Source organism: Rhizobium sp. NFACC06-2 (assembly GCF_900101425.1).
Taxonomy (GTDB): Bacteria; Pseudomonadota; Alphaproteobacteria; order Rhizobiales; family Rhizobiaceae; genus Agrobacterium; species Agrobacterium leguminum.
Map to the genome: position 1 here is coordinate 41,588 of NZ_FMVA01000007.1, position 25,632 is coordinate 67,219.

Sequence of the window (25,632 nt, forward strand, 5' to 3'; positions counted from 1 at the left end):
AGGCGAATATGTGCAATTCGAGGCAATGCGAAGAATAAAGCGAAAGTCTGTCAAGTTGTCTTACAGATTGTCCAAACTCATCGTTTAAAAATCTGCTGGTTGAGCGAAATTTATGCATAGGCGTACTGTTTGGGGCGGAAATGGCCTATCGCGTCAGCACTATTGTCACTTATATCAACCCATCGCTCCCGGGCATTGCCCAACTTTCCCCGAGCGATCAACCTGCCCCGCCTCTTTGCGGGGCTTTTTTCTTTTTTGGCCCAGAAGGCGAAGCGCGGCCAAAAAAGGCCAGCGGCTCTCCATACCGCCCTCACCTCAGACGCCGATGCTCGGCCCGCCATTGCCATGCCGCCCGTCACCGCGGAGAATATCTTCGAACAGGTTCAGCAGCGCCGGCGGCAAGGTGTCGGACAATTCCGAGATGATTTCGTTGGCGCGATTATAGGAGTAAATGGCTGAGAGCGTCAGCACCAGCAGCACGATCCACGGCCAGATCGGCTTGCGCCTTTGCGGCGCTCCGTTCGGTTGTTGCGGTAAAGTCATGCTGGCACCTTCCCTTCAGGCCTTCACGCGCGGCTCGCCTCCGGGCGCATAGGCGGTTTTCTGCAGGAAACGGAATATATTGCCGCACTGGGCGCAGCGGATCATGAAATCCGTCGGATCGCCCGAGGCGCGCTCCGCGCGAAATCCACGCGGCATTTCATCGATGCGAAAATCGACGTCCCGGCGGCTCTTGTCATCCGATTCCGACGCTTCGGCAAAACCCTGATGACCACATCTGGAACATTCGAGCTTCCGGGAATATCTGTCGCGCGCTGCCATATGCCGTCCTTTGCTTGGTGGTTATCAGGTAGCAGCGGCAAAACATCATTTCAATGCCGATCGCCCCGGGTTAAAGCTTTGCACGGCTATTTCCCGGCCGGAAACCCATCCGGCGGCCGGAACGAATATGGAAGCCCATGAACGACCAGAAACCCCTGCTTTCATCGTCACTCATGCTCCGGGCCGCTCTCATCGCCGGAATTCTTCTGGTCTTTCTCGGCCTCCTCAATGTCGGCATCAAATGGTATGGCGAGCGGATTCTCCAGGCGGGCCATACGACGGCCACCGAGGAGGTTGAGATCGTCATCGGCAACGACCGGCTGAAGCTTGCCAAAAACACCCTGCGGGCGCCTTCCGAGCGCCTCGGCGGGGAACGCGAGCGCGTCGACCTTTATCTGAGCTGGCCTGACCTCAAGGGTTATGAGGAAGCGAATCGCGCCGTCTTCGACGATCCGGCGCAGGCGGCCGGGCTGATCTTCATCCAGCTTTCGCAAAGCACCATGTCCAAGGACATGTCCGGTCGTTTCGGGCCGATCTATTCGCGGCTGACGGAAGGAGAGCCCGCGCCGCTAAAGCACGGCCTGCTGCTGCACCGCCTGCGCGCCGATTCCGGTTACGGCAAGGAAGTCATATTGACCGGCGAGCGCGAAGGCAAAAGCGCCTATGTGGTGCGCTGCCTGCTGCCGCAAACGCCGCAGGCGGCCACCGGCAGCGATTGCCAGAGGGATATTCACGCCGGACAGGACCTTAGCCTGTTCTATCGTTTCTCCTCCGCCCTGCTGCCACAATGGCAAAAGCTGGACGCGGATGTGAAAAACTATATCGAGCGCCGCCTCGTAAAAGACGGAAATCGGTGAAACAGCACGGCACAGATTGCGTGCGAAAAGTCGCATTTTATGGAAGGCAGATACCTTTCATAAACCACTTGGTAACGCCATCCCGATAAAGTTTCTTCCCGGAGCATCGGGCGGGGCGTGTCCGAGCGGAACAGAAATATGCGATTGAAGAGTTCAGCAGTGTTGAAAAGTCTATCTGGGGCACATTCGCGCAAAGCGGGTGCGACGTCTTTCGTAAGGTTTATTGCGCTAACCCTTGCTGCGGCGTTCATAACCGCAACATCCGTTCAGACCGCAAAGGCCGATCCGAAATATGCGGGCATCGTCATCGATGCCAAGACCGGCAAGGTCCTCTATGGCGAGGATCCGGACGGGCTGCGTTATCCGGCTTCGCTGACGAAGATGATGACGCTTTATCTGACATTCGAAGCGCTCAATACCGGACGTATCTCGCTCGATTCCAAGGTACCGGTGTCAGCCAACGCCGCCAAGGAGCCGCCATCCAAGCTCGGCGTGCGCGCAGGCGGCAGCATCACCGTGGAACAGGCTATCCTTGCACTCGTCACCCGGTCCGCAAATGACATGGCAACCGCGCTCGGCGAATATCTCGGCGGCTCGGAAGACCGTTTCGCCAGAATGATGACCGCCAAGGCCCGCGCACTCGGCATGACCCGCACGACCTATCGCAACGCCAACGGCCTGCCCAACACGGCGCAGATGACGACGGCACGCGATCAGGCCCGTCTCGGCGTCGCGCTTCGCCAGCATTTCCCGCAATATTACGGCTATTTCTCCACCCGCACCTTCAATTTCGGCAAGCAGGTTATCGGCAACCATAACCGCCTCGTCGGAACTGTGAAGGGTGTGGATGGCATCAAGACCGGTTACACACGTGCAGCCGGCAGCAACCTTGCCACATCGGCACAGCTTGACGGCCGCTCCATCGTCGCCGTCGTTCTCGGCGGCCGCTCCAGCGCTGCCCGTGACGCCACCATGCGCAAGCTTGTCGCAACCTACCTGCCGCAGGCATCGCGTGGCGGCAACAGCAACCTCATCGCGCAGACCCGCTCAGCGCCTGTCGAAGAGCCCGTCGCCGTGGCCGCTGCTGTTCCGTCTGTGGCAGTTGCAGCAACCGCAGCCGGCCTGCCCAATTCCGGTCCGGTGCCGCAGACCCGTTACGAAGAAGCGCCGGTTACCGCCTTTGCAGGATCCTCTTCCAATGCAGCCGTCAAGGCCATGGAAGCCGCCACCTGGCAGAAGGGCAAGGATCCGATCAATCAGGCGCCCGCTGCGCCGGACCCCAAGTTGATCACCAACTCGACCAAGGTGGACAATATCGTCACCGCCTCCACCACGGCGCCTGTCGTCTCCGCCCCTTCGGTTTCGGCCAGGTCCGAGGCTCCGCAGGGCGGCTGGGTGATCCAGATCGGTGCATCTCCCGATGAGAACTCCGCGCGTGGCCTGTTGCAGAATGCGCAGGAAAAGGGCGGCGCGGCACTGCGCTCCGCAAAACCCTTCACGGTCGCCTTCAGCAAGGACGGCTCCCAGATCTACCGCGCCCGTTTCGGCGGTTTCGATGGCCAGAACGCCGCGGTAAATGCATGCAATGTATTGAAAAAGAAAGGCGTCAGCTGCTGGGCGTCACTCCAGTAACAGACGTTTCCACAGGCGGTGGTTCATGGTCGAAACATCGCCTGTATCCTCGAAGTTTGTAATGTGTAGCGAGGCTTTCCAAGATGGCAGTCAACGAGAATTATTCGGACATTGCGTCTGGCAACGGGCATGGCAGCCTGTCGGTTCTGCATCCCATTCACGAGGCGGCGATGCGTATCGCCGATCTCGGTCTTAATCGTTCCAAGGCGAAGACACGCGATCTCGTGGCGCTGCTTCTGTCGCATGGCGCCCGCGCCTGGCGCTCCAATCAGCCGGAAGCGAACATCCACCTTCATGTCGCGAGCCGCTCGGGTCGCGCTCCGGTCCATATTCGCATTCGCTGAAAATCAAACGCAATCGACAAGACACAAACAAAAAACCCGCGGAGCCTGAGCGCCGCGGGGTTTTTCTTGATTGGTCACCGAAGATGACGAGGCGGCTTACGCCTCGTTTTCCGGTGCCTCCGGTGTATCGGGCAGATCGTCGGCGGCATCTTCGCCATTGCCGTTCTCTGCTTCGTCATCGCCTTCCGGCTCGTTGATGCGCTCCACGGAAACCACCTTCTCATCCTTCGCGGTCGAGAAGATCGTCACACCCTTGGTGGCGCGGCTGGCGATGCGGATGCCGTTGACCGGCACGCGGATGAGCTGACCGCCATCGGAAACCAGCATGATCTGATCGCCTTCTTCCACGGGGAAGGCCGCGACAAGTTCGCCGATCTCGTTGGTCTTGGAGGTATCGGTGGCGCGGATGCCCTTGCCGCCGCGACCAGAGGTGCGGAAGTCGTAAGAAGAGGAACGCTTGCCGAAGCCCTTCACGGAAACCGTCAGCACGAATTCTTCGCGTGCCTTCAGTTCCTGATAGCGCTCTTCGCTGAGTTCACCCTCTTCCGTCACTTCCTCGCCGACGAGCGCGATATCGTCCTCATCCACGCCTGCGGCACGCCGTTCGGTAGCCGAGCGCTTCAGATAGGCCGCACGCTCCCACGGTTCAGCTTCCACATGGCCCACGATGGTCATGGAGATGATGCGGTCGCCCTCGGCCATGTTGATGCCGCGCACGCCGACGGAGTTGCGGCCGGCAAAGACGCGCACATCGTCCACGGGGAAACGGATGCACTGGCCGAGCGCGGTCGTCAGCAGCACGTCGTCGCGGTCCGTACAGGTTTCGACGGAGAGGATTTCATCGCCCTCCTCGTCCAGCTTCATGGCGATCTTGCCATTGCGGTTGACCTGCACGAAATCGCCGAGCTTGTTGCGGCGAACCGTGCCGCGCGTCGTCGAGAACATCACATCCAGCGTTTCCCAGGTCGTTTCGTCCTCGGGCAACGGCATGATGGTGGTGATGCGCTCGCCGGGCTCCAGCGGCAGCATGTTGATGAGGGCCTTGCCCTTGGACTGCGGCGTGCCGATCGGCAGGCGCCAGACCTTTTCCTTGTAGACGATGCCACGCGAGGAGAAGAACAGCACCGGCGTATGGGTATTGGCAACGAAGAGACGGTTGACGAAATCCTCGTCGCGCGTCGCCATGCCGGAACGGCCCTTGCCGCCGCGACGCTGCGCCCGGTACGTGGTCAGCGGCACGCGCTTGATATAGCCGAGATGCGAAACGGTGACGACCATGTCCTCGCGGGCGATGAGGTCTTCATCGTCCATATCGGGACCGCCCTCGACGATCTCGGACCGGCGCGGCGTGCCGAACTCGTCGCGGATGGCGACAAGCTCGTCCTTGACGATCTGCTGGATACGCAGGCGCGACGACAGGATTTCGAGGTACTCGGAAATTTCGGCACCGATCTTGTTCAGCTCGTCGCCGATTTCATCGCGGCCGAGCGCCGTGAGGCGGGCAAGGCGCAGTTCGAGAATGGCGCGGGCCTGCTCTTCCGAGAGATTATAGGTGCCGTCTTCATTGATGCGGTGGCGCGGATCGTCGATCAGACGGATCAGGCTTTCCACATCCTGCGCCGGCCAGCGCCGCGTCATCAGCTCTTCGCGGGCCGAAGCGGGATCGGGCGCATGACGGATAACCCGGATGACCTCGTCGATATTGGCAACCGCAATCGCCAGACCAACCAACACATGCGCACGCTCGCGCGCCTTGCGCAGCAGATATTTCGTACGACGGCTGACGACATCTTCACGGAAGGCCACGAAGGCGCGCAGCATGTCGATGAGCGTCATCTGCTCCGGCTTGCCGCCGTTCAGCGCCACCATGTTGCAGCCGAAGGAGGTCTGCAGCGGCGTATAGCGGTAAAGCTGGTTCAGGATGACTTCGGCATTGGCGTCGCGCTTCAATTCGATGACGACGCGATAGCCCTGACGGTCGGATTCGTCGCGCAGGTCGGAAATACCCTCAATGCGCTTTTCCTTGACCAGTTCGGCCATCTTTTCGATCATGTTCGCCTTGTTCACCTGATAGGGAACTTCGGTGATGATGATCTGCTCGCGGTCGCCGCGCATCGGCTCGATGGTGGCGCGGCCGCGCATGATGACCGAGCCGCGGCCGGTCTCATAGGCCGAACGGATGCCGGAACGGCCCATGATCAGCGCACCGGTCGGGAAATCCGGGCCGGGAATGATCTGCATCAACTCCGGCAGCTCGATCGCCGGATTGTCGATCATGGCGATACAGCCGTCGATGACTTCCGAGAGATTGTGCGGCGGAATATTGGTGGCCATGCCGACCGCAATGCCGCCTGCCCCGTTGACAAGAAGGTTCGGGAACTTCGCCGGAATGACGACCGGCTCCTGCAGGGTGCCGTCATAGTTGTCGCGGAAATCGACCGTTTCCTTGTCGAGATCGTCAAGCAGCGAATGGGCGGCCTTTTCCAGACGGCATTCGGTATAACGTTCTGCCGCCGGCGGATCGCCGTCGATGGAGCCGAAATTGCCCTGCCCGTCGATCAGCGGCAGGCGGAGCGACCAGTCCTGCGCCATACGCGCCAAAGCGTCATAGATCGCTGCATTGCCGTGCGGATGGAATTTACCCATCACGTCCCCGGTAACGCGGGCGCATTTGACGTATTTCTTGTTCCAGTCGATGCCGAGTTCGGACATGCCGTAAAGAATACGGCGATGAACCGGCTTCAGGCCGTCTCGCACATCGGGAAGCGCGCGGGACACGATGACGCTCATGGCGTAATCGAGATACGACCGCTGCATTTCCTCCATGATGGAAATCGGTTCAATGCCTGGCGGAAGTTTTCCGCCGCCGGGGGGGCTCTGGTCAGTCAAAACGGATCACATTCTCTGTTAAGAATCGGATGGATTTTTATAGCGGAAACAGCCACGTTAAGCCAATTTCCCGGCGAGTTTTGAACAGGCTTTTGCGTCATTTGCAAGACGAACGCCGCTTTTCACGATTTAGCCCGGCAAAAGCGCCGCCGCTCCCTTTCAAAGTGCCGGCGACTTGCGTAGGCTCCGCCCTAAAAACAGATAAGACGGGGAAAGAATGGCCAGCAGCGAAACGCTCATCAACGCGCTTACCACACTTCTGGTCACGCTCGATCCGCCGGGCCTTGCCCCCGTCTTTCTGGCGCTGACCGCCGGCATGACGCGCGACCAGCGCAGCCAGGTGGCGCTGCGCGGCTCCATCATTGCCTTCGGCATTCTCGCCGTTTTCGCGCTCTTCGGCCTTGCCATCCTCAATCTTCTTGGCATCTCGCTCGGCGCTTTCCGCATCGCCGGCGGCCTGTTGCTGTTCTGGATCTCGTTCGAGATGATTTTCGAAAAACGCCAGGAGCGCAAGGAAAAGACCTCCGAGATCGCCATCACCAAAGACCACCTCCACAATCTGGCGGTCTTTCCGCTGGCGCTGCCCCTGATCGCCGGGCCGGGCGCCATTTCCGCCACCGTGCTACTTGCCGGCTCGATGAAAACCACCGTCGAGATGCTGGTGCTCATCCTGATCCTCGCTTTCGCCATGGCCCTCGTTTATGCCGCGTTGATCGTCTCGGAACGGATGGACCGTTTTCTCGGCAATACCGGCCGCGCGATCCTGACCCGTCTGCTCGGCGTGCTGCTTGCCGCCCTTTCCGTGCAATTCGTGGTCGATGGCATAAAATCGGCCTTCGCTTTTTGAAAGGCCGACCTTTGGCGGTGCCTGCGCAATAAATTCCCGCCAACCGCTGAAATGCCGGAAAATCCTCCCTTTAAATCCGACCGCCGCTTCGGCTAAAAGACGCATGTTTTTTCGGATTCGAAAGTTATCTCCATGCGTTCCACGCTGCGTCGCCTCATCCCGGATGCCGCACCCGTCAGCAACAGGGAAAGGCTGCGCTCCGCAACCGGCGCCTTTGTCGGCATTCTGCTGACCGGCCTTCTGGGAAGTCTCGCTCTGCGTTTCGATCCCACCCTGCCCGCCATGATCGCGCCGATGGGCGCTTCGGCCGTGCTTCTGTTCGCCGTGCCCTCCAGCCCGCTGGCGCAGCCCTGGTCGATCCTCTGCGGCAACCTCGTTTCGGCCTTCGTGGGCGTAACCGTGGCGTTGCTGGTTCCGGATCTATTCCTTGCCAGCGCGCTTGCCATCAGTCTTGCCATCGCCGCGATGATGGCTTTGCGCTGCCTGCACCCGCCAAGCGGTGCTGTGGCGCTGACCGCCGTTCTCGGCGGCCCTGCCGTTCACAGCCTCGGTTATGGCTTTCTGCTGTGGCCGGTCGCCGGAAATTCGCTGATCCTTCTTGCCTTGGCCCTCGCCTATAACAATGCCACCGGCCGCGCCTACCCACACGGCCTGAAGCTCGGCAAGGCCGCCCATGGCACCACCGATCCGACCCCCATCCAGAAAATCGGCTTTTCCTCCAACGACCTCGACGAGGTGCTGAAGGAATATGACCAGGTCCTCGATATCGACCGTGACGAGCTCGAAACCATTTTACGCAAGACCGAACTGCGCTCCTGGCGTCGCCGTGCGCTGCATCTCGATTGCGCCAGCGTCATGTCGCGCGATGTCGTCGGTGTTGCGCCCGATGACAGTCTGCGACACGCCCACGCGCTGATGCACAGCCACCATTTCAAGGCATTGCCGGTCACCAACGATAAAGCGGAGATCGTCGGCATCGTCACCCAGACGGATTTTCTGGAAAAGGCAAGCTGGAGAAACGGCCGTCCCTCCATCGGTTTCCTGCAGCGGCTGCGCCTCATCCTCTCCGGCGCAAGCGCCCCCAACGATACCGTCAAGGACATCATGACATCGCCGGTCAGAACCGTACGGCCTGAAACGGCAATCGAAGAGGCCATCATCCGCTTTGCCGAAGAAGGACTGCACTACCTGCCGGTCATCGACGCCAGAGGCAAGATGGTGGGCATCGTGTCGCAATCCGATGTCATGGTCGCGATGCTGGCCGACAAGGTGGCGGCATAAGCGGCAGCACTCAAGCCAATGAACGGTAAGAACACACGCTGAAAAATTCCAGGGACGTCAACCGCTACCCGAAAGCGTCAAAGCTTCAGGCGGCGGATGCTTCTACCATGCACCACCGTGAGAATGAGGACGCCTGAACCGTCAATTTCATAGAGGACGATATGGCTTCCATGCTCATGTCGGCGCACACCTTCCCCAATCGCCGGGGCAAGACGTCCCATGCGCGGATTCTCGCCAAGCAACTGGAAACAGCTTTCCATTTCATTCTTGTAAAAATGTGCCTGTCTCAATCCGAACTGTTCAACGCCATAGATAAAGATATCGAGAATTTCGCTTTCGGCCTGTTTAGTCAGCCGATAGCTATTCACGCACAACTCCACGTGCCGCTGTTATCCGTTCGGCTTCCGCAAACAGATCATCCATACTGCGGGAACCGATGCCGCTCGCGCGGGAATCCGCGACGATCTGGCGAAGCTCATCAACGCTGAACTCCTGCCCCCGCCGCGCCCGGTCACGACGCACCAGATCGCGCACATAGTCGCTAACGCTGGCATATTCGCCTGTCAGGACCTGGGTCTCGATCCATTCTTTCATGGGATCTGGCAAGGAAACGGTCATGGTCGCCATGTGTGTAAATCTCCCGTCAGTCCTCCCAAGATACCAGAGAATATGAAAAAATCACAAAGATTCCGACTTGTGATAGTTTCCTCGATATCAGAGTCAGAACGGAATATCGTCATCCATATCGTTGGAGAAGCCGCCGGAAGGCTGGCCGCCGCCACGGGAAGAGCCGCCGCGCGACGAGGACTGCTGGTCGTAACCGCCGCCATAGCTGGAGCCGCCGCCGCTGCCATAATCGTTGCCGCCGCCGAAATCGCCGCCGCTGCGGCCACCGCCCTCACCGCGACCATCGAGCATCGTCAGCGTGGAGTTGAAGCCCTGCAGCACGATTTCAGTGGAATAACGGTCGTTGCCGGTCTGGTCCTGCCATTTGCGCGTCTGCAGCTGGCCTTCAATATAGAGCTTGGCGCCCTTCTTGACATATTGCTCGACGACCTTGCACAGGCCTTCGTTGAAGACGACGACGGTGTGCCATTCGGTCTTCTCGCGGCGCTCGCCGCTGTTGCGGTCCCGCCAGGTCTCCGAGGTGGCAATGCGCAGATTGGCAATGGGGCGGCCATCCTGCGTCCGGCGGATTTCGGGATCGGCGCCCACGTTCCCGATCAGAATTACCTTGTTTACGCTACCAGCCATCTCGTCATCCTGTCCGCCGGCCATCATGACCGGCAATTGCATTTCAAAAAATTCGCCACACAATAGCTGCCGCCGCCCGCAAAGGGCACCGCAAGCATGGAACTATCCACAAAGAATAATCTTAAGCTGCGGGAGCAGACATTCGCGCTTGCAATTCGTTCCTTTTTTGTTCTATTAAATCGCAGATTTCGAGTCAAGCATTCCGAAAAGCTGCGACCGATTGGGAATAGACCTCGACACATCCGGCTGCGTCACTACATAAGGACGCGCTGCCATCAAGCCTGTTATTTTTGTCCGAGCCTTGTCATGAGTGAACTGAAGACGATTTCCATCCGTGGCGCCCGCGAGCATAACCTCAAGGGCATCGATCTGGACCTGCCGCGCAACAAGCTGATCGTCATGACCGGCCTTTCCGGTTCGGGCAAGTCGTCGCTTGCCTTCGACACGATCTATGCCGAAGGTCAGCGCCGTTATGTCGAGAGCCTTTCGGCCTATGCGCGCCAGTTCCTGGAAATGATGCAGAAGCCGGATGTCGACCAGATCGACGGCCTCTCGCCAGCGATCTCCATCGAGCAGAAGACCACCTCGCGCAATCCGCGTTCCACGGTCGGCACGGTCACTGAAATCTACGACTATATGCGCCTGCTGTTCGCACGTGTCGGCGTCCCCTATTCGCCGGCCACGGGCCTGCCGATCGAAAGCCAGACGGTGAGCCAGATGGTCGACCGCATCCTCGCTTTCGAGGAAGGCACACGTCTTTATATTCTCGCGCCGATGGTGCGCGGCCGCAAAGGCGAATATAAAAAGGAACTCGCCGATCTGATGAAGAAGGGCTTCCAGCGCGTCAAGGTGGATGGCCAGTTCTACGAAATCGCCGACGTGCCCGCCCTCGACAAGAAATACAAGCACGATATCGACGTTGTGGTCGACCGTGCGGTGGTGCGCCCGGATATGGCCGCGCGCCTTGCCGACAGTCTCGAGACCTGCCTCAAGCTCGCCGATGGTCTGGCGGTTGCCGAATTCGCCGACAAGCCCCTGCCGCCGGAAGAAACCGCCGCTGGCGGCTCCGCCAACAAGTCGCTCAACGAAACCCATGAGCGGGTGCTGTTTTCGGAAAAATTCGCCTGCCCCGTTTCCGGTTTCACCATTCCGGAAATCGAGCCGCGGCTGTTCTCCTTCAACAATCCCTTCGGCGCCTGCCCGAGCTGCGATGGCCTCGGCTCGCAGCAGAAAGTGGATGAAAACCTGATCGTGCCGGAGCCCGCCCGTACCCTGCGCGACGGCGCCATCGCTCCCTGGGCCAAATCCTCCTCGCCCTATTACAATCAGACGCTGGAAGCACTCGGCAAAGCTTTCGGTTTCAAGCTGTCGAGCAAGTGGTCGGATCTCTCGAAAGAGGCGCAGCACGCCATTCTGCAGGGCACCGATGACAAGATCGAATTCAACTATCAGGACGGCGCTCGCTCCTACAAGACGGTGAAGAATTTCGAAGGCATCGTGCCCAATCTGGAGCGTCGCTGGAAAGAGACCGACAGCGCCTGGGCGCGCGAGGAAATCGAACGCTACATGTCGGCGGCCCCCTGCCCGGCCTGCGCCGGCTATCGCCTGAAGCCGGAAGCGCTCGCCGTCAAGATCAACAGGCTGCATATCGGCGAAGTCACCGAAATGTCGATCCGCACCGCGCGCGACTGGTTCGAGGTACTGCCGGAAAGCCTCAACGCCAAGCAGAACGAGATCGCAGTCCGCATCCTCAAGGAAATCCGCGAACGCCTGCGCTTCCTCAACGATGTCGGGCTGGATTATCTCAGCCTGTCGCGCAATTCCGGCACGCTTTCCGGCGGTGAAAGCCAGCGCATCCGGCTGGCCTCGCAGATCGGTTCGGGCCTCACCGGCGTTCTCTATGTTCTCGACGAACCCTCGATCGGCCTGCACCAGCGCGACAATGCCCGCCTGCTCGATACGCTGAAACACCTGCGCGATATCGGCAATACCGTCATCGTGGTCGAACACGACGAAGATGCCATTCTGACGGCGGATTATGTGGTCGATATCGGCCCGGCCGCCGGCATTCATGGCGGTCAGGTGATCGCTGAGGGCTCACCGCAGGAGGTGATGGCCAATCCAAAATCGCTGACCGGCAAATATCTGTCCGGCGAACTCGGCGTTGCCGTGCCGGCGGAGCGCCGCAAGCCCAAGAAGGGCCGCGAGATCAAGGTGTTCGGTGCACGCGGCAACAATCTGAAGAATGTCACCGCAGCTGTGCCGCTTGGCGTCTTCACCGCCGTAACCGGCGTATCTGGCGGCGGCAAGTCCACCTTCCTAATCGAGACGCTCTATAAATCGGCGGCGCGCCGGGTGATGGGTGCGCGCGAAATCCCGGCCGAACACGACCGCATCGACGGTTTCGAATTCATCGACAAGGTCATCGATATCGACCAGTCGCCGATTGGCCGCACGCCGCGTTCCAACCCGGCCACCTATACCGGCGCCTTCACCCCGATCCGCGACTGGTTCGCCGGTCTGCCGGAAGCGAAGGCGCGCGGTTATGCGCCGGGCCGTTTCTCCTTCAACGTCAAGGGTGGCCGCTGCGAGGCCTGCCAGGGTGATGGCGTCATCAAGATCGAGATGCACTTCCTGCCTGACGTCTACGTCACCTGCGATGTCTGTCACGGCAAGCGTTACAATCGCGAGACGCTCGATGTCACCTTCAAGGGCAAGTCCATCGCCGATGTGCTGGATATGACGGTGGAGGAAGGCGTGGAGTTCTTCGCCGCCGTGCCGGCCGTGCGCGACAAGCTGCAATCGCTTTTCGATGTCGGCCTCGGTTACATCAAGGTCGGCCAGCAGGCCAATACGCTCTCCGGCGGCGAGGCGCAGCGCGTCAAGCTCGCCAAGGAACTGTCGAAGCGCTCGACGGGCCGCACGCTCTATATTCTCGACGAGCCGACGACCGGCCTGCATTTCCACGATGTCAACAAGCTCCTGGAAATGCTGCATGCGCTGGTCGAACAGGGCAATTCCGTCGTGGTGATCGAACATAATCTCGAAGTCATCAAGACGGCTGACTGGATCATCGATATCGGGCCCGAAGGCGGCACGGGCGGCGGCGAGGTGGTGGCGACCGGCACGCCGGAGGACATCGTCAAGGTCGAGCGTTCCTATACCGGTCACTTCCTGAAGGAGCTTCTCGAGCGCCGGCCGGCCGGAAAACGGGAGGCTGCGGAGTAATCCACAGCTTTCGTCGCAAGGGTTCGATAGGCCGAAGGCCGGAGGAGGAACAGCATATGTCGACATCAGGCACGATCCGCACCGGTATCGGCGGCTGGACCTTTGAGCCATGGGAAGGCACGTTTTATCCCGAAAAATTGCCGAAGAAGCGCCAGTTGGAGCATGCGAGCAGGCAGCTCACGGCCATCGAGGTGAACGGCACCTATTACAGCAGCCAGAAGCCGGAAACTTTTGCCAAATGGGCTTCCGAAGTGCCCGAGGATTTCGTCTTCTCGCTAAAGGCGAGCCGTTTCGTCACCAACCGCAGGGTTCTGGCCGAGGCCGGTGAATCGATGACGAAGTTTCTGACGCAGGGGCTGACGGAACTCGGGTCCCACCTCGGTCCGATCCTCTGGCAATTCGCGCCCACGAAAAAATTCGACGCGGAGGATTTTGGCGCATTTCTGTCCCTGTTGCCCGAGAAGCAGGACGGCATCCGTCTTCGCCATGTCGTCGAGGTACGCAACGAGACATTTCAGGTTCCGGAATTCATCGATCTTCTCGCCAAACACAAGGTCGCCGTCGTCTGCGCCGACCATCATGACTATCCGATGCTGCCGGATGTGACGGCCGATTTCGTCTATTGCCGCCTGCAGAAGGGCGAGGACGATATCAAGACATGTTACCCGAAAAAGGACATCGACCACTGGGCCGAGCGGGTAAAGACCTATGCGAAGGGCGGCGTGCCGGACGATCTGCCGCTGATAGCGCCGGATCGGAAGGTCGAAAAGACACCGCGCGATGTCTTCGCCTTCTTCATCACCGGCGGCAAGGTGAACGCGCCTGTTGGTGCACAGGAACTGCAAAAGGCGATCTGAGCGCTTTTAGCCCGCCATGTCTTTCGTCGGGCTGAAATCGATGGCCGAAAAAGCGGCTTCGATCACCTCCGGGCCAGCGCCCGGCCGAGTGGCGTCGCTGGAGAGGATTTGCCGGAAACGGCGCGCGCCGGGCATGCCCTGAAACAGCCCGACCATGTGGCGGGTGACGTGGTTGAGGCGTCCGCCTGCGGCAATATAGTCGGCGGCATAGGCCATCATCGCGTCACGCAGCGCCATCCAGTCCGGCTGGCGAGCCTCTTCGCCATAGATGCGATGGTCGACATCGGCAAGAATGGACGTGTTGTGATAAGCGGTACGGCCGAGCATCACGCCATCCATATGCTGGAGATGCCCGCTCGCCTGATCGAGATCGGCGATACCGCCATTGATGCCGATAAAGACATCAGGGTTTTCCCGCTTCATGCGATAGACGAGATCGTAATCGAGCGGCGGCACTTCGCGGTTTTCCTTCGGCGAAAGCCCCTGCAGCCAGGCTTTTCGCGCATGAACCCAGACCGCGTCCGCGCCCGCCGCAACAACCCGTCTCAGAAAATCCGGCAGAACCGCTTCCGGCTCCTGCTCATCCACCCCGATCCGGCATTTCACGGTAACCGGCACGCTGGCGGCAGCCTTCATTGCGGCCACACATTGCGCCACCACATCGGGCTCGCGCATCAGGCAAGCGCCGAAGGTGCCGGATTGCACCCGATCCGAGGGACAGCCAACATTCAGATTGATTTCATCATAACCGTAGTCCCCGGCGATCCGCACCGCTTCGGCAAGCTTGGCCGGATCCGATCCGCCAAGTTGCAGCGCAACGGGATGTTCCTCAGGGTGATAACCGAGCAGCCTGTCGCGCTGGCCATGGATGATGGCGTCGGCGACGATCATTTCGGTATAAAGCAGCGCGCGCTTCGACAATTGCCGGTGCAAAAATCTGCAGCGGGTATCGGTCCAGTCGATCATGGGGGCCACGGCGAAGATTTTTTCGCCGTTTGCAAGCGCTTGTCTGTACATGAATTAACCTCTTTGCGCCGGCTTCTACAGCAAAGGACCGTAAAAAGCCAGTTTTGCAGCCAGGGTCATTTTGAACTGGAAATCGCCCCGGAATCGCGGGACAAGAATTGCACCGAAAAAGACGACAGGAAATCCACATGGCCGCCACCGTCATCCCCGCTGCGAAACCCGTTCTCCTGCCCGTGGAAGGCACGGACGATCTGTTCCCCGTACGGCGGGTCTATTGCGTCGGCCGCAATTATGCCGATCACGCGATTGAGATGGGCCACGATCCCTCGCGCGAGCCGCCCTTTTATTTCCAGAAAAACCCGGACAATCTGCTGCCCGCCGGTCAGGATTTCCCCTACCCGCCGCTGTCGTCGAATGTGCACTACGAAGTCGAGTGTGTCGTGGTTCTGAAAAGCGGCGGTGCCGATATCCCGGCGTCCAAGGCGCTGGACCATGTCTGGGGTTATGCCGTCGGTATCGACATGACCCGCCGCGACCTTCAGGACGGCCTGAAGAAGATGGGCCGTTCCTGGGAAGGCGCAAAGGCTTTCGAATATTCCGCACCGGTCTCCCCCATCGTCCCGGCAGACAGGATTGGCCATCCCGCTACCGGCGCGATCTGGCTCGACGTCAATGGTGAACGCAAGCAGACGGGCGATCTTGCCCAGATGATCTGGAAGGTGCCGGAAGTGATTGCCGAGCTTTCCAAGCTGTTCACGCTTGCCGCCGGTGACGTCATCATGACCGGCACGCCGGCCGGCGTCGGCCCCATCGTGCGTGGCGACCGCATCGAATGCGGCGTCGAGGGTGTCGGCACGCTGGGCGTGACGGTTGCCTGAGGCCGTCAAAAAAACAAAAGGGAGGAGACCACCATGCCGCTTTACCGCCTCGCCCACCGGGTGCCGCAGACCCCTGCGCCTGATCGCTACTGGGTTGCCCCGGATGCCAATGTCATCGGCTCGGTGACGCTCGGTGAGGATGTCGGCATATGGTTCGGCGCAACGCTGCGCGGCGATAACGAGCCGATCAGCATCGGGCGCGGCACCAATATTCAGGAAGGCGTGATGGTGCATAGCGACCCCGGTTTTCCCGCCGTCATCGGCGAAATGTGCACCATCGGCCACCATGCCATCGTGCATGGCTGCACCATTGGCGACAATTCGCTCATCGGCATGGGTGCGACGATCCTGAATGGCTCGAAGATCGGCCGCAACTGCCTCGTCGGCGCCAATGCGCTGGTGACGGAGGGCAAGGAATTTCCGGACAATTCCCTGATTGTCGGCTCGCCGGCGCGCGCCATCCGCACGCTGGATGATGAGGCCGCCGCGGGGCTCCGCCGCTCGGCGGAAAAATACATCGAAAACTGGAAGCGTTTTTCAAAAGATCTGGCGATCGTCGAAGGATAGGAAACGGCGGGCATCCACGCCCGCCCTGCCATGAGACTAAGCCGAGCAGGCGGCGCAGAGGCCGCGAATTTCAATGGTGGTCTTTTCCGCCTTGAACTTGCTGTCCTTCACCCAGCGCTCGAGGCGGTGGTCGATTTCATGATCGTGGAATTCCGTCACCTGCCCACAGGATTCGCAGATGGCGAAAGCCACCGTGCCATGGTGGTGCGAGCAGCACTCCGCCTGCGTATGGGTGCAGGCAACGAAGGCGTTGAGGCTCTCAAGCCGGTGCACGAGACCAAACTCCACAAGCTTTTCCAGCGCCCGGTAAACCTGCAGCGGCGCACGAAAACCCTCATCCCGCAGCTTGTCGAGGATCATATAGGCGCTGAGCGGCTGATGCGCGTTTGAGAGGGCATTCATGACCAGCGACTGGTTCTTGGTGAGGTTCTGCTGGGTCTGCGCATTCATGATTTGCCTCCTTCATCCGCGGCGCGGGAAAAACCCGGCGCCGGCAACAGGCTTATAACGAAGAGGATCACCGCGGCAACCACGATGGATGGGCCGGACGGTGTATCGTAGGTGAGCGAGCCGAACAGGCCGCCGACAACGGCGACCGCGCCGATCAGCGAAGCCACCACCGCCATCACCTCAGGCGTCGCGGAAAAACGTCTGGCGGTCGCCGCCGGTATGATGAGCAGCGACGTGATGAGCATGATGCCGACCACCTTCATGGCAATGGCGATCACCAGCGCCATCAACAGCGTGAAGATCAGCTTTGCACGCTCCGGGTTCAACCCCTCGGCTTCGGCCAGCTCCGTATCGACGGTGGAGGCGAGCAGCGACCGCCACAGGAACACCATGGAGACGATGACCACGAGTCCGCCGCCCCAAATTAGGGCGATATCGCTGCGGGTGACGGCGAGAATATCGCCGAAAAGGAACGAGACGAGATCGATGCGCACCCAGCTCATGAAAGCGACGATAACGAGACCGATCGCCAGCGCCGAATGGGACAAGATACCAAGCAGCGCATCGGCGGAGAGCGCCTGCCGCCGTTGCAAAAAGAGCAGCAGGATCGAAACCGCCGACGCCACAAGAAAGACGCTGACGATGAGGTTGAGCTGCAACAGCAGCGACAGCGCGACGCCGAGCAGCGCCGAATGCGCCATTGTATCGCCGAAATAGGCCATGCGCCGCCAGACGACGAAACAGCCGAGAGGACCGGCAGTGAGCGCAACGCCGATACCGGCGACCATGGCGCGAACGAAAAAATCGTCAAACATGGCGCTCTCCCTGTCCGTGGCTGGGTGGCGTATGGCCCTCATGCTCATGGCCGCAGCCGCATTCGTCATGGCTGTCGTGATGGTGGCCGTGGTCATGCATATGGTGGTGCCCATCCTCGGGGTGGCAATGATCGGTCACCGAACCATCCGCATGCTGCACCCGGCCATCGGGCAAATGGGTATGATCGTGATGGTGGCTATAGACGGCAAGCGCCTTGGCAGCGGCGCCGCCGAACAGCCGCATATATTCCGGGCTCTGGCTCACCGCCTGCGGCGTGCCCCGGCAGCAGACATGGCCGTTCAGGCATATGACGGTGTCGGTTTCGGCCATTACCACATGCAGGTCATGTGAGATTAACAGAATTCCGCAATTATTTGAATTTCTGATATTTTTTATCAGATCATAGAGCGCGATCTCGCCGGAGAAATCGACCCCCTGCACAGGCTCGTCAAGAACCAGCAGATCGGGCTTGCGGGCGATGGCGCGGGCCAGAAGTGCGCGCTGGAACTCGCCGCCGGAAAGGTGCTGGACCTCGGCATTGGCGAGATGCGCAATGCCCGTCGCATTCAGCGCCGCATCGATTTCGCGGGCTGGCAGCGGGCCGGTCAGTGTCATCAGCCGCCGCACCGAAAGCGGCATGGTCCAGTCCACGGCAAGCTTCTGCGGCACATAACCGACCTTCAGACCGGCAATGCGCGAAACCTCGCCCTCGGTCGGCTTCACCACGCCGATCGCCATTTTCGCGCTGGTGGATTTGCCGGAACCGTTCGGCCCGATCAGCGTGACGATCTCGCCTTTGCTGACGGAAAACTCCACGCCGCGCACCAGCCAGCGGCCATTGCGCTGCACGCCGGCATTGGCAAGGGAAACCAGTATCTCTTTGCCCCGATGGGCGGAATGAAGCATGGGATTGTCCGTTTGGCGATGTTGCTTACCGCTATTGCATACGTTATAGAGTTACGCAATAAATGTAATAACATAACTATACTTCTTCAAGTGGAGTGCATTTCATGAAATCGTTCCTGATCCCGCTCATGGCATCGGTGGCAATAGCGGCCGCCGCTTCCGGCGCCACCGCCGCGCCCGATGTCGTGGTCTCGATCAAGCCCGTCCATTCCCTCGTCGCCGCCATCATGCGGGGCGTCGGCGAACCGCAGCTCATCGTCGACGGCGCGGCTTCGCCGCACACCTATAATCTCAGACCGTCCAATGCCCGCAAGCTGGAAAAGGCCGATGTGGTCTTCTGGGTTGGGCCGGGACTGGAAGCATTCCTGGAAAAGCCGCTCGAAGCGCTTGCCAGCAAGGCAACCGTGGTGGAACTGGAAGACGCAAAGGGTCTGGAAAAGCTGCCCTTCCGCGAAGGCGGCCCCTTCGAAGCACACGACCATGGCGATGAAGGCCATGAGGCGCATGACGGCCACGCTGAAGAGGAAGGCGCACACAATCATGGACACGACCATGCGGAGGGTCACGAGGACCATGACCATGGCGCATACGACACCCATCTCTGGCTCGATCCTGCCAATGCCAAGGCCATGGCGCAGACGATAGAAACCGCGCTGATCGCCGCCGATGCCGGCAATGCCGCTACCTATCAGGCCAACACCAAAAAACTGATCGACGACCTCGATGCGCTCGATACCGAACTCAGGGAAACGGTCAAGCCGGTGAAGGACAAGCCCTTCATCGTCTTCCACGATGCCTATCAATATTTCGAGCATCGTTACGGCGTGAAGACGGCGGGATCGATCACCGTCAGCCCCGAAACCCTGCCGGGTGCGGACCGCGTCAAACAGATGCAGGAAAAGGTTCGCCAGCCTGGCGCAACCTGCGTTTTCGCTGAACCGCAATTCGAGCCTAAGCTGATTTCGGTTATCACCGAAGGCACCGCCGCGAAATCGGCGACGCTCGATCCGGAGGCCGCGACACTGGAACCCGGCCCGGACCTCTATTTCAAGCTGATGCGCGGCATTGCAGGCTCGCTGAAGGATTGCCTGTCCTGATGCGCATTGCCGCCCCTAACGCCCCGGCTCCGTCATTCCGGCTTTGAATCGGAGTACGGGCCGAGGCGTGATTGATCGGAATAATATATATTTCACACCAATTACTTGCGCTTGAAATATAAAGCACTGCATAAGGAAACGAGGCGCGACAATCGCTGGGTAAGAGACGTCGCGCCATCAATCGAAAGGCAGCTCCTTACGGCTTCGGCGCCATTGAAGACCAGACAGGGCTGCTGATGCTCTGCAGGGTTTCCGGCGGCGCGCCGTTGATGCGCGCCAGAAGGGCCTTCGCAAGCTCCCTGCCCGCCAGCTTGATATCCTCATTGACGGTGTGGATCTGCGGTTTGATCCAGTTCAGGAACTCGGCGGACTGTTTCGAGACGATATCGATATCTTCGCCGATTTTCACACCGGCTGCCTCAAAACCAGCCACCAGCGCAATGGTGCTGCTGCCGCTGATCGAAACGATGCCGTCGGGACGGTCATCGGATTGCATCAGCCGCTGGCCGAAATCGCGGATTTTTTCGAGCGGCGTTTCGATGGTGATGGCATCCAGCGGAAATTCGCTAAGGCCGAAATCCCTGATCGCCCTCATGAACCCCTTGCGGGCGTGATCGTGGAACGAAAACCGCGATGGCGGCACGACGACGGCGATCCTTTTGCGCCCGCATTGCGCCAGCCGCTCGACCGCCTCATAGGCATAGGCCTCATTGTCAAAATCATGAAAGGCATGGTCGATGCCCATATCGGAGCGCCCATGGGTGACGAAGGGCATGTTGCGCTCCGTCATGAAACGAACACGCGGATCGTTGGGCTCGATCTTCGAAATAATGACCCCGTCCGCCGAACCGGTATCGAGAATATAGCGGATCGGCACCATCGAATCCTTGGCATGGATGTGGGGCGTTACGACCAGGTGATATTGTGTCGTGGAAAGAACCTCAGTGATGCCGAAGACCATCTGGCTGGTGAAACCCATCAGTTCTTCATCGACGCTCAGCACAAGGGCAATCACATTGGTCTTACCGGTGCGAAGGCGCACCCCGGCGCGGTTTGGCTGGTAACCGATCTGCCTTGCGATCAGCCGCACGCGCTCCTTGGTTTCAGCGCCGATATCGGGCGCATCCTTCAGTGCGCGCGAGACGGTGGTGATGCCGAGACCCGTCATATAGGCGATTGTCTTCAAGGTCGGACGCTCGCCCGTGGTCGCGGGTATGTCGTTCCCGCCGGATTTGCCAGTATCGTTCATGTCATTTCGCCACGCTTTACCGAACGATAATCATAGATAGCTTTTGCTCCGTTGCAAAGGCAAAGGTCCGCGGTCAAAGGTCGGTCTTGTCCGGCTATCGGCTAATTCAGCTAAAACGATATAGGCCGGAAAATATTTCCCGACCGCGTTCCTTTTCTTACGGGGCCAAAAGTCCGGATATCATTGGATGAATTTCCTCATTATATAGATAAAAAAATTCACATAACACGCTAATATAAAATGATAAAAATCGATAATTTTTGGACGATGCAACAGCATTGTCAAGACCCGCCGTTCCCCGGCATTTTTCATGGTACCGATTGTCACTCAAAGGAATGACGGAACGATTGTTTTACGGTAACGTTGCCGAAGGGAGGAAATCGCAAAGCCGGATAAATGTGAGGCAGCCGCTTTGCGAGCGTCCATTCCCCCCAGATTCTGACACAAGCTTGCACCATGATGCAGGCCAGTCTTCTTCGAATTCATATTATGCAGGGTCCGATTATGATTTCTTCTTCCTCGCCCGAAACCGTCATCGATCTGGCCGGGTCCTGGCGCCTGACCTCGGTGGAAGGAGACCACGCCACCCAGCTTTCCGTACCGGGCGATATTCACACCGCGCTCAAAAATGCGGGCATCATTCCGGATCCCTATCACGGCGCCAATGAGAAGGCGGTACAATGGGTCGCGCAGCAGGACTGGATCCTCGAGCGCACATTCATTCTCGATGAGGCGGATGCCAGCTGGTATCTCGATATCGATTACCTCGATACCGTCGCCATCGTCTTCGTCAACGACATCCCGGTGCTGAGCGCCGACAATTGTTTCCGCCGTTACCGCCCGGATGTTTCGCGGGCTGTGCGGCCGGGTGAAAACACCATCCGCATCCATTTCCATTCCAACATCGCCGCCGGTGCGGAACGGCAGGCACGCCAGCCTTTCTATATTCCCTATCACCCAGGCAATTCGCCGATTGCCAATGGTAACATGCTGCGCAAGCCGCAATGCCATTTCGGCTGGGACTGGAATATCGCGATTGCCCCGCTCGGCCTTTACGGCAAAATCCTGCTGAAGCGCCTCGATACAGCCCGCATCGAACATATCGTCACCTCGCAGCACCATGTCGAAGGCGGCGTGGAACTGCATGTGGCTGTCACGCTGTTTGCCGAAGGCCCCGCGAGCTTACCGGTCTATCTGTCGCTGAATGACGAAAGGCTCAGGCTCGATTGCGGCGTCGGCGCCGGCGAAACGGTGGTGCGCCATGTCTTCTTCGTGGAAAATCCGGAACTCTGGTGGCCAGCCGGCAGTGGCGAACAGACGCTCTACGGGCTGACTGTGGAAGTGCCCGATGAGACCGTGACCCGCCAGATCGGCTTCAGGACCATCGAGCTTCTGACGGACAAGGACGAGGCCGGCAGCCGCTTCGCCTTCCGCATCAACGGCCGGGAAATCTTCTGCCGCGGCGCCAACTGGATCCCCGCCGATGCGCTTTATTCGCTGACCAGCCGGGAAAAGACCGAAGACCTTCTCTGCTCTGCGGTCGAGGCCAATATGAACATGATCCGCGTCTGGGGCGGCGGGTTCTATGAGGAAGACTGGTTCTATGATCTCTGCGACCGCCTCGGCCTGCTGGTCTGGCAGGATTTCATGTTCGCCTGCAATCTCTATCCCTGCAGCGATGATTTCCTCGACAATGTCGAACACGAGGTCGACTATCAGGTCAAACGCCTCTCCTCACATCCCTCCATCGCGCTCTGGTGCGGTGATAACGAGCTGGTGGGTGCGCTGACCTGGTTCGATGAATCCCGCAACAATCGCGACCGTTATCTCGTGGCCTATGACCGCCTGAACCGCACCATCGAACGGGCCCTGAAAAAAGCCGCTCCCGAAGCGCACTGGTGGCCATCGAGCCCCGCGTCGGGTTATCTCGATTATGGCGATGCCTGGCATGCTGATGGTTCCGGCGACATGCATTACTGGTCCGTCTGGCACGAGAACAAGTCGTTCGACAATTATCGTTCGGTGAAACCGCGCTTCTGCTCCGAATTTGGGTTCCAGTCCTATACATCCATGCCCGTCATCCGCACCTACGCGGAAGACCGGGACATGAACATCGCCTCTCCTGTCATCGAGCTGCACCAGAAGAATGTCGGCGGCAATGAGCGGATTGCGGGCACCATGTTCCGCTATTTCCGCTTCCCGAAGGATTTCGAGAATTTCGTTTATCTCAGTCAGGTCCAGCAGGCGCTGGCGATCCGCACGGCTGTCGATTACTGGCGCTCGCTGAAGCCCCATTGCATGGGCACGCTTTATTGGCAGCTAAACGACACCTGGCCGGTCGCCTCATGGTCGAGCCTTGATTATGGCGGCGGCTGGAAAGCGCTGCATTATGCCGCCCGCCGTTTCTTCCAGCCGGTTACAGTCTCGGCCATCCCTTCAGAAGATGGAGGCCGGGTGAGCTTCTCCATGGTCAACGACACGGCGGAGGATGTGGAAATCGACATGAACATCGTTGCGCTGACCATGGACGGCAACCGCGTGCCACTGAAATCCGCCAACGGCACCTGCGCGACCGACAGGGCCGCCATGCTGACCGATATCGACATGGACAGCCTGCCTGATGGCGCCGTCCTTGCCTGGAGCTTCATCGCCTCGAACGGCATGACAGGCGAAGGCCACCATGTGCGCGACACTTACAAGGCGCTGGAACTTCAGCCTGCCGGCCTGACATTCACAACCAGCACATTGAAAAACGGCCAGTTCGAAATCGATGTCACCGCCACCGGTCTCGCCCTCTTTGTCATGCTGGAGGCAGATCAGCCCGGACGTTATTCCGACAATCTCTTCGATCTTGCCGCCGGCGAAACGCGCCGCATCATCTTCACCTCGAAAGCGGACGGCCCCCAGCCGCACTTCCGCATCTTCGATCTTCATACCTGCCAATCCTCGCCCAATCCCGGCATTGAAAGCATGCGGAGAAAGGCATAACCATCCCTCTCGGGAATGACAGGTGAACCCACGCCTGTCTTCATCAGTTCAAAAGGTTGCCGGGTTCTCCGGCAGCCAGTCATCAGCAAGCGGAGGAAGACCCATGGTTTGGCAACCGGCCGAAAACCGATATGCATCCATGAAATACAATCATTGCGGCAAGACCGGCCTGAAGCTGCCGGCGATTTCGCTGGGGCTCTGGCACAACTTCGGCAACGACACGCCGCACCAGACCAAACAGGCCATATGCCGTCGCGCTTTCGATCTCGGCATCACCCATTTCGATCTCGCGAACAATTACGGCCCGCCGCCCGGCAGCGCCGAAACCGCCTTCGGCGAAATTCTGAAGACGGATTTCAGAGGGTATCGCGACGAGATGATCATCTCCTCCAAGGCCGGTTACAACATGTGGCCCGGTCCTTACGGTGAATGGGGCAGCCGCAAATATCTTATCTCCTCCTGCGACCAGAGCCTGAAGCGCATGGGGCTGGACTACGTCGATATTTTCTACTCCCACCGTTTCGACCCCAACACGCCGCTTGAGGAAACCTGCGGCGCACTGGACCAAATCGTGCGCTCGGGCAAGGCGCTTTATGTCGGCATCTCGTCCTACAACTCGAAGCGCACCCGCGAGGCCGCCGCGATCCTCAAGGGCTTCGGCACGCCCTGCATCATCCATCAGCCGAGCTATTCGATGATCAACCGCTGGATCGAGGAAGACGGTCTCGTCGACACGCTGGAAGAACTGGGCATCGGCTCCATCGTCTTCTCGCCGCTGGCGCAGGGCATGCTGACGACGAAATATCTCGGCGGCGTGCCGGATGGCAGCCGTGCCTCGCAGAGCAAGTCTCTCAACCCGGCCTTCCTCAACGAGCGCAATGTCGAGAACATCCGTGCACTCAACAGCATTGCCGAGCGGCGTGGCCAGACGCTGGCGCAGATGGCGATTGCCTGGGTTCTGCGCGGCGGCCGCATCACCTCGGCGCTGATTGGCGCAAGCCGTGTCGAACAGGTCGAGGATTGCGTGAAGGCGCTCGACAAGCCGGATTTCACGGCAGAAGAGCTTGCCGAAATCGATCGTTACGCCAAGGACGCGGATATCAACCTCTGGGCAAAATCCGCCGAACGCGTCTGACTGAGGAGAGACCGCCCGGTTATGCCGGGCGGTCTGCACATTGCAAAAGCCGGGCCGAAAATCTCAAAACAAAAGATTAACTCCCTCCCCTAACCGTTAATAACCATTACATAAATGTAATTTTAAATTCAGTTTCCGTTCATTCGTTTATTCGTAAGTTCTCCTCATCGAAACACGAGAGGAAACTTCCATGAAAAAGTTCGTCACCATTCTTCTGGCTGCCACCGTTCTCGCCGCTCCGATGGCTCAGGCCCAAAGCCGCCACGACGATCGCCATCGCGGTGTTACCGTCGAGCGTCAGGTCACCACCAAGAAGGTCATCGTCAAGAAGCACCGCTGGGATCGCGGCCAGCGCCTTTCGGCCCGTGAACGCCGCAACATGGTAGACCGTCGTGACTACCGCCGTTACCACCTTGCAGAACCGCGCCGCGACCAGCGCTGGGTACGCGTCGACAACCAGTTCCTGCTCATCAACGCCGTCAGCGGCCTGATCGTCGGCCTCGCCGCCGCCCGCTAATCCAGGCATCGATGAAATCAAAAAAAGGCCCGCTCGCGCGGGCCTTTTGTCG

At 59.5% G+C, this 25,632-nt stretch carries 24 protein-coding genes; 13 read left to right on the plus strand and 11 right to left on the minus strand.

Going from position 1 to position 25,632, the window contains the following annotated elements:
* Positions 1–315: 315 nt before the first annotated feature.
* A complete protein-coding gene (locus F3H58_RS13550) occupies positions 316–543 on the minus strand; it encodes a hypothetical protein (protein ID WP_149742567.1) in 228 nt (75 codons plus the stop codon).
* Between the two features lie 15 nt (positions 544–558).
* Positions 559–822: a hypothetical protein gene (locus F3H58_RS13555; protein ID WP_035261275.1), complete on the minus strand. Its 264-nt coding sequence runs from the start codon at positions 820–822 to the stop codon at positions 559–561.
* Positions 823–959: 137 nt separating this feature from the next.
* Here F3H58_RS13555 and F3H58_RS13560 point away from each other — a divergent pair, with 137 nt between their 5' ends.
* From F3H58_RS13560 to F3H58_RS13570, 3 genes are all read left to right on the plus strand, one after another.
* On the plus strand, positions 960–1,679 hold the full coding sequence (locus tag F3H58_RS13560) for a hypothetical protein (RefSeq protein ID WP_149742568.1): 720 nt from the start codon (positions 960–962) through the stop codon (positions 1,677–1,679).
* A gap of 138 nt (positions 1,680–1,817) precedes the next feature.
* Positions 1,818–3,311, plus strand: coding sequence for a D-alanyl-D-alanine carboxypeptidase family protein (locus tag F3H58_RS13565; protein ID WP_149742569.1), 1,494 nt, complete (start codon positions 1,818–1,820; stop codon positions 3,309–3,311).
* Positions 3,312–3,394: 83 nt separating this feature from the next.
* Complete coding sequence (locus tag F3H58_RS13570) at positions 3,395–3,655, plus strand: hypothetical protein (protein ID WP_003502750.1); 261 nt, start codon at positions 3,395–3,397, stop codon at positions 3,653–3,655.
* Positions 3,656–3,751: 96 nt separating this feature from the next.
* On the opposite strand, the gene gyrA is transcribed toward F3H58_RS13570, so the two are convergent.
* Entirely contained in the window at positions 3,752–6,544 is a 2,793-nt protein-coding gene (gyrA, locus tag F3H58_RS13575; RefSeq protein WP_035261270.1) for a DNA gyrase subunit A, read from the minus strand.
* Positions 6,545–6,761: 217 nt separating this feature from the next.
* Here gyrA and F3H58_RS13580 point away from each other — a divergent pair, with 217 nt between their 5' ends.
* A complete protein-coding gene (locus tag F3H58_RS13580) occupies positions 6,762–7,391 on the plus strand; it encodes a MarC family protein (protein WP_003525062.1) in 630 nt (209 codons plus the stop codon).
* A 132-nt stretch (positions 7,392–7,523) separates the two neighbouring features.
* Positions 7,524–8,672, plus strand: coding sequence for a CBS domain-containing protein (locus F3H58_RS13585; protein ID WP_065655438.1), 1,149 nt, complete (start codon positions 7,524–7,526; stop codon positions 8,670–8,672).
* Between the two features lie 77 nt (positions 8,673–8,749).
* On the opposite strand, the gene F3H58_RS13590 is transcribed toward F3H58_RS13585, so the two are convergent.
* The 3 genes from F3H58_RS13590 to F3H58_RS13600 all read right to left on the minus strand — a co-directional run bounded on the left by F3H58_RS13590 (position 8,750) and on the right by F3H58_RS13600 (position 9,968).
* A complete protein-coding gene (locus F3H58_RS13590) occupies positions 8,750–9,040 on the minus strand; it encodes a type II toxin-antitoxin system RelE/ParE family toxin (RefSeq protein ID WP_149742570.1) in 291 nt (96 codons plus the stop codon).
* Positions 9,033–9,299: a type II toxin-antitoxin system ParD family antitoxin gene (locus F3H58_RS13595; protein ID WP_149742571.1), complete on the minus strand. Its 267-nt coding sequence runs from the start codon at positions 9,297–9,299 to the stop codon at positions 9,033–9,035. The genes F3H58_RS13590 and F3H58_RS13595 overlap by 8 nt, the downstream gene beginning before the upstream one ends.
* 93 nt (positions 9,300–9,392) lie before the next feature.
* Positions 9,393–9,968, minus strand: a complete 576-nt coding sequence (locus tag F3H58_RS13600; RefSeq protein WP_065655441.1) for a single-stranded DNA-binding protein — start codon at positions 9,966–9,968, stop codon at positions 9,393–9,395.
* A 264-nt stretch (positions 9,969–10,232) separates the two neighbouring features.
* Here F3H58_RS13600 and uvrA point away from each other — a divergent pair, with 264 nt between their 5' ends.
* Together uvrA and F3H58_RS13610 are read left to right on the plus strand one after the other, a co-directional pair.
* On the plus strand, positions 10,233–13,154 hold the full coding sequence (gene uvrA / locus F3H58_RS13605; protein WP_020809937.1) for an excinuclease ABC subunit UvrA: 2,922 nt from the start codon (positions 10,233–10,235) through the stop codon (positions 13,152–13,154).
* A 56-nt stretch (positions 13,155–13,210) separates the two neighbouring features.
* Positions 13,211–14,011 carry a DUF72 domain-containing protein gene (locus tag F3H58_RS13610; protein WP_149742572.1) on the plus strand — a complete coding sequence of 267 codons (801 nt, stop codon included), beginning with the start codon at positions 13,211–13,213 and terminating at the stop codon, positions 14,009–14,011.
* Positions 14,012–14,017: 6 nt separating this feature from the next.
* On the opposite strand, the gene dusA is transcribed toward F3H58_RS13610, so the two are convergent.
* On the minus strand, positions 14,018–15,028 hold the full coding sequence (gene dusA, locus F3H58_RS13615) for a tRNA dihydrouridine(20/20a) synthase DusA (protein WP_149742573.1): 1,011 nt from the start codon (positions 15,026–15,028) through the stop codon (positions 14,018–14,020).
* Positions 15,029–15,165: 137 nt separating this feature from the next.
* Here dusA and F3H58_RS13620 point away from each other — a divergent pair, with 137 nt between their 5' ends.
* Together F3H58_RS13620 and F3H58_RS13625 are read left to right on the plus strand one after the other, a co-directional pair.
* Positions 15,166–15,855 (plus strand): fumarylacetoacetate hydrolase family protein, encoded by a 690-nt coding sequence (locus F3H58_RS13620; RefSeq protein WP_149742574.1) that lies wholly within the window; start codon positions 15,166–15,168, stop codon positions 15,853–15,855.
* 33 nt (positions 15,856–15,888) lie between these two features.
* Positions 15,889–16,422, plus strand: a complete 534-nt coding sequence (locus F3H58_RS13625) for a gamma carbonic anhydrase family protein (RefSeq protein ID WP_149742575.1) — start codon at positions 15,889–15,891, stop codon at positions 16,420–16,422.
* A 36-nt stretch (positions 16,423–16,458) separates the two neighbouring features.
* Here F3H58_RS13625 and zur read toward each other — a convergent pair whose 3' ends face one another.
* Genes zur through znuC form a run of 3 tightly spaced genes read right to left on the minus strand, consistent with a single transcriptional unit; the run spans position 16,459 to position 18,594 of the window.
* The gene (zur, locus tag F3H58_RS13630) at positions 16,459–16,872 is read right to left on the minus strand and encodes a zinc uptake transcriptional repressor Zur (protein ID WP_020809932.1); all 414 of its coding nucleotides are present in this window, start codon (positions 16,870–16,872) and stop codon (positions 16,459–16,461) included.
* Positions 16,869–17,687, minus strand: coding sequence for a zinc ABC transporter permease subunit ZnuB (znuB, locus tag F3H58_RS13635; RefSeq protein ID WP_149742576.1), 819 nt, complete (start codon positions 17,685–17,687; stop codon positions 16,869–16,871). Before znuB ends, zur begins: the two co-directional genes overlap by 4 nt.
* A complete protein-coding gene (gene znuC / locus F3H58_RS13640; protein WP_149742577.1) occupies positions 17,680–18,594 on the minus strand; it encodes a zinc ABC transporter ATP-binding protein ZnuC in 915 nt (304 codons plus the stop codon). Before znuC ends, znuB begins: the two co-directional genes overlap by 8 nt.
* A 104-nt stretch (positions 18,595–18,698) precedes the next feature.
* On the opposite strand from znuC, the gene znuA reads away from it, so the two are divergent.
* The gene (gene znuA / locus F3H58_RS13645; RefSeq protein ID WP_149742578.1) at positions 18,699–19,691 is read left to right on the plus strand and encodes a zinc ABC transporter substrate-binding protein ZnuA; all 993 of its coding nucleotides are present in this window, start codon (positions 18,699–18,701) and stop codon (positions 19,689–19,691) included.
* Between the two features lie 196 nt (positions 19,692–19,887).
* On the opposite strand, the gene F3H58_RS13650 is transcribed toward znuA, so the two are convergent.
* A complete protein-coding gene (locus F3H58_RS13650; RefSeq protein WP_188128911.1) occupies positions 19,888–20,940 on the minus strand; it encodes a LacI family transcriptional regulator in 1,053 nt (350 codons plus the stop codon).
* A 489-nt stretch (positions 20,941–21,429) separates the two neighbouring features.
* Here F3H58_RS13650 and F3H58_RS13655 point away from each other — a divergent pair, with 489 nt between their 5' ends.
* The 3 genes from F3H58_RS13655 (at position 21,430) to F3H58_RS13665 (ending at position 25,580) form a co-directional block, all read left to right on the plus strand.
* Positions 21,430–23,928: a beta-mannosidase gene (locus F3H58_RS13655; protein WP_188128912.1), complete on the plus strand. Its 2,499-nt coding sequence runs from the start codon at positions 21,430–21,432 to the stop codon at positions 23,926–23,928.
* A 103-nt stretch (positions 23,929–24,031) separates the two neighbouring features.
* A complete protein-coding gene (gene mgrA, locus F3H58_RS13660; protein ID WP_149742580.1) occupies positions 24,032–25,063 on the plus strand; it encodes an L-glyceraldehyde 3-phosphate reductase in 1,032 nt (343 codons plus the stop codon).
* A 190-nt stretch (positions 25,064–25,253) separates the two neighbouring features.
* Complete coding sequence (locus F3H58_RS13665) at positions 25,254–25,580, plus strand: RcnB family protein (protein WP_003525025.1); 327 nt, start codon at positions 25,254–25,256, stop codon at positions 25,578–25,580.
* The last annotated feature ends 52 nt before the right edge of the window (positions 25,581–25,632 follow it).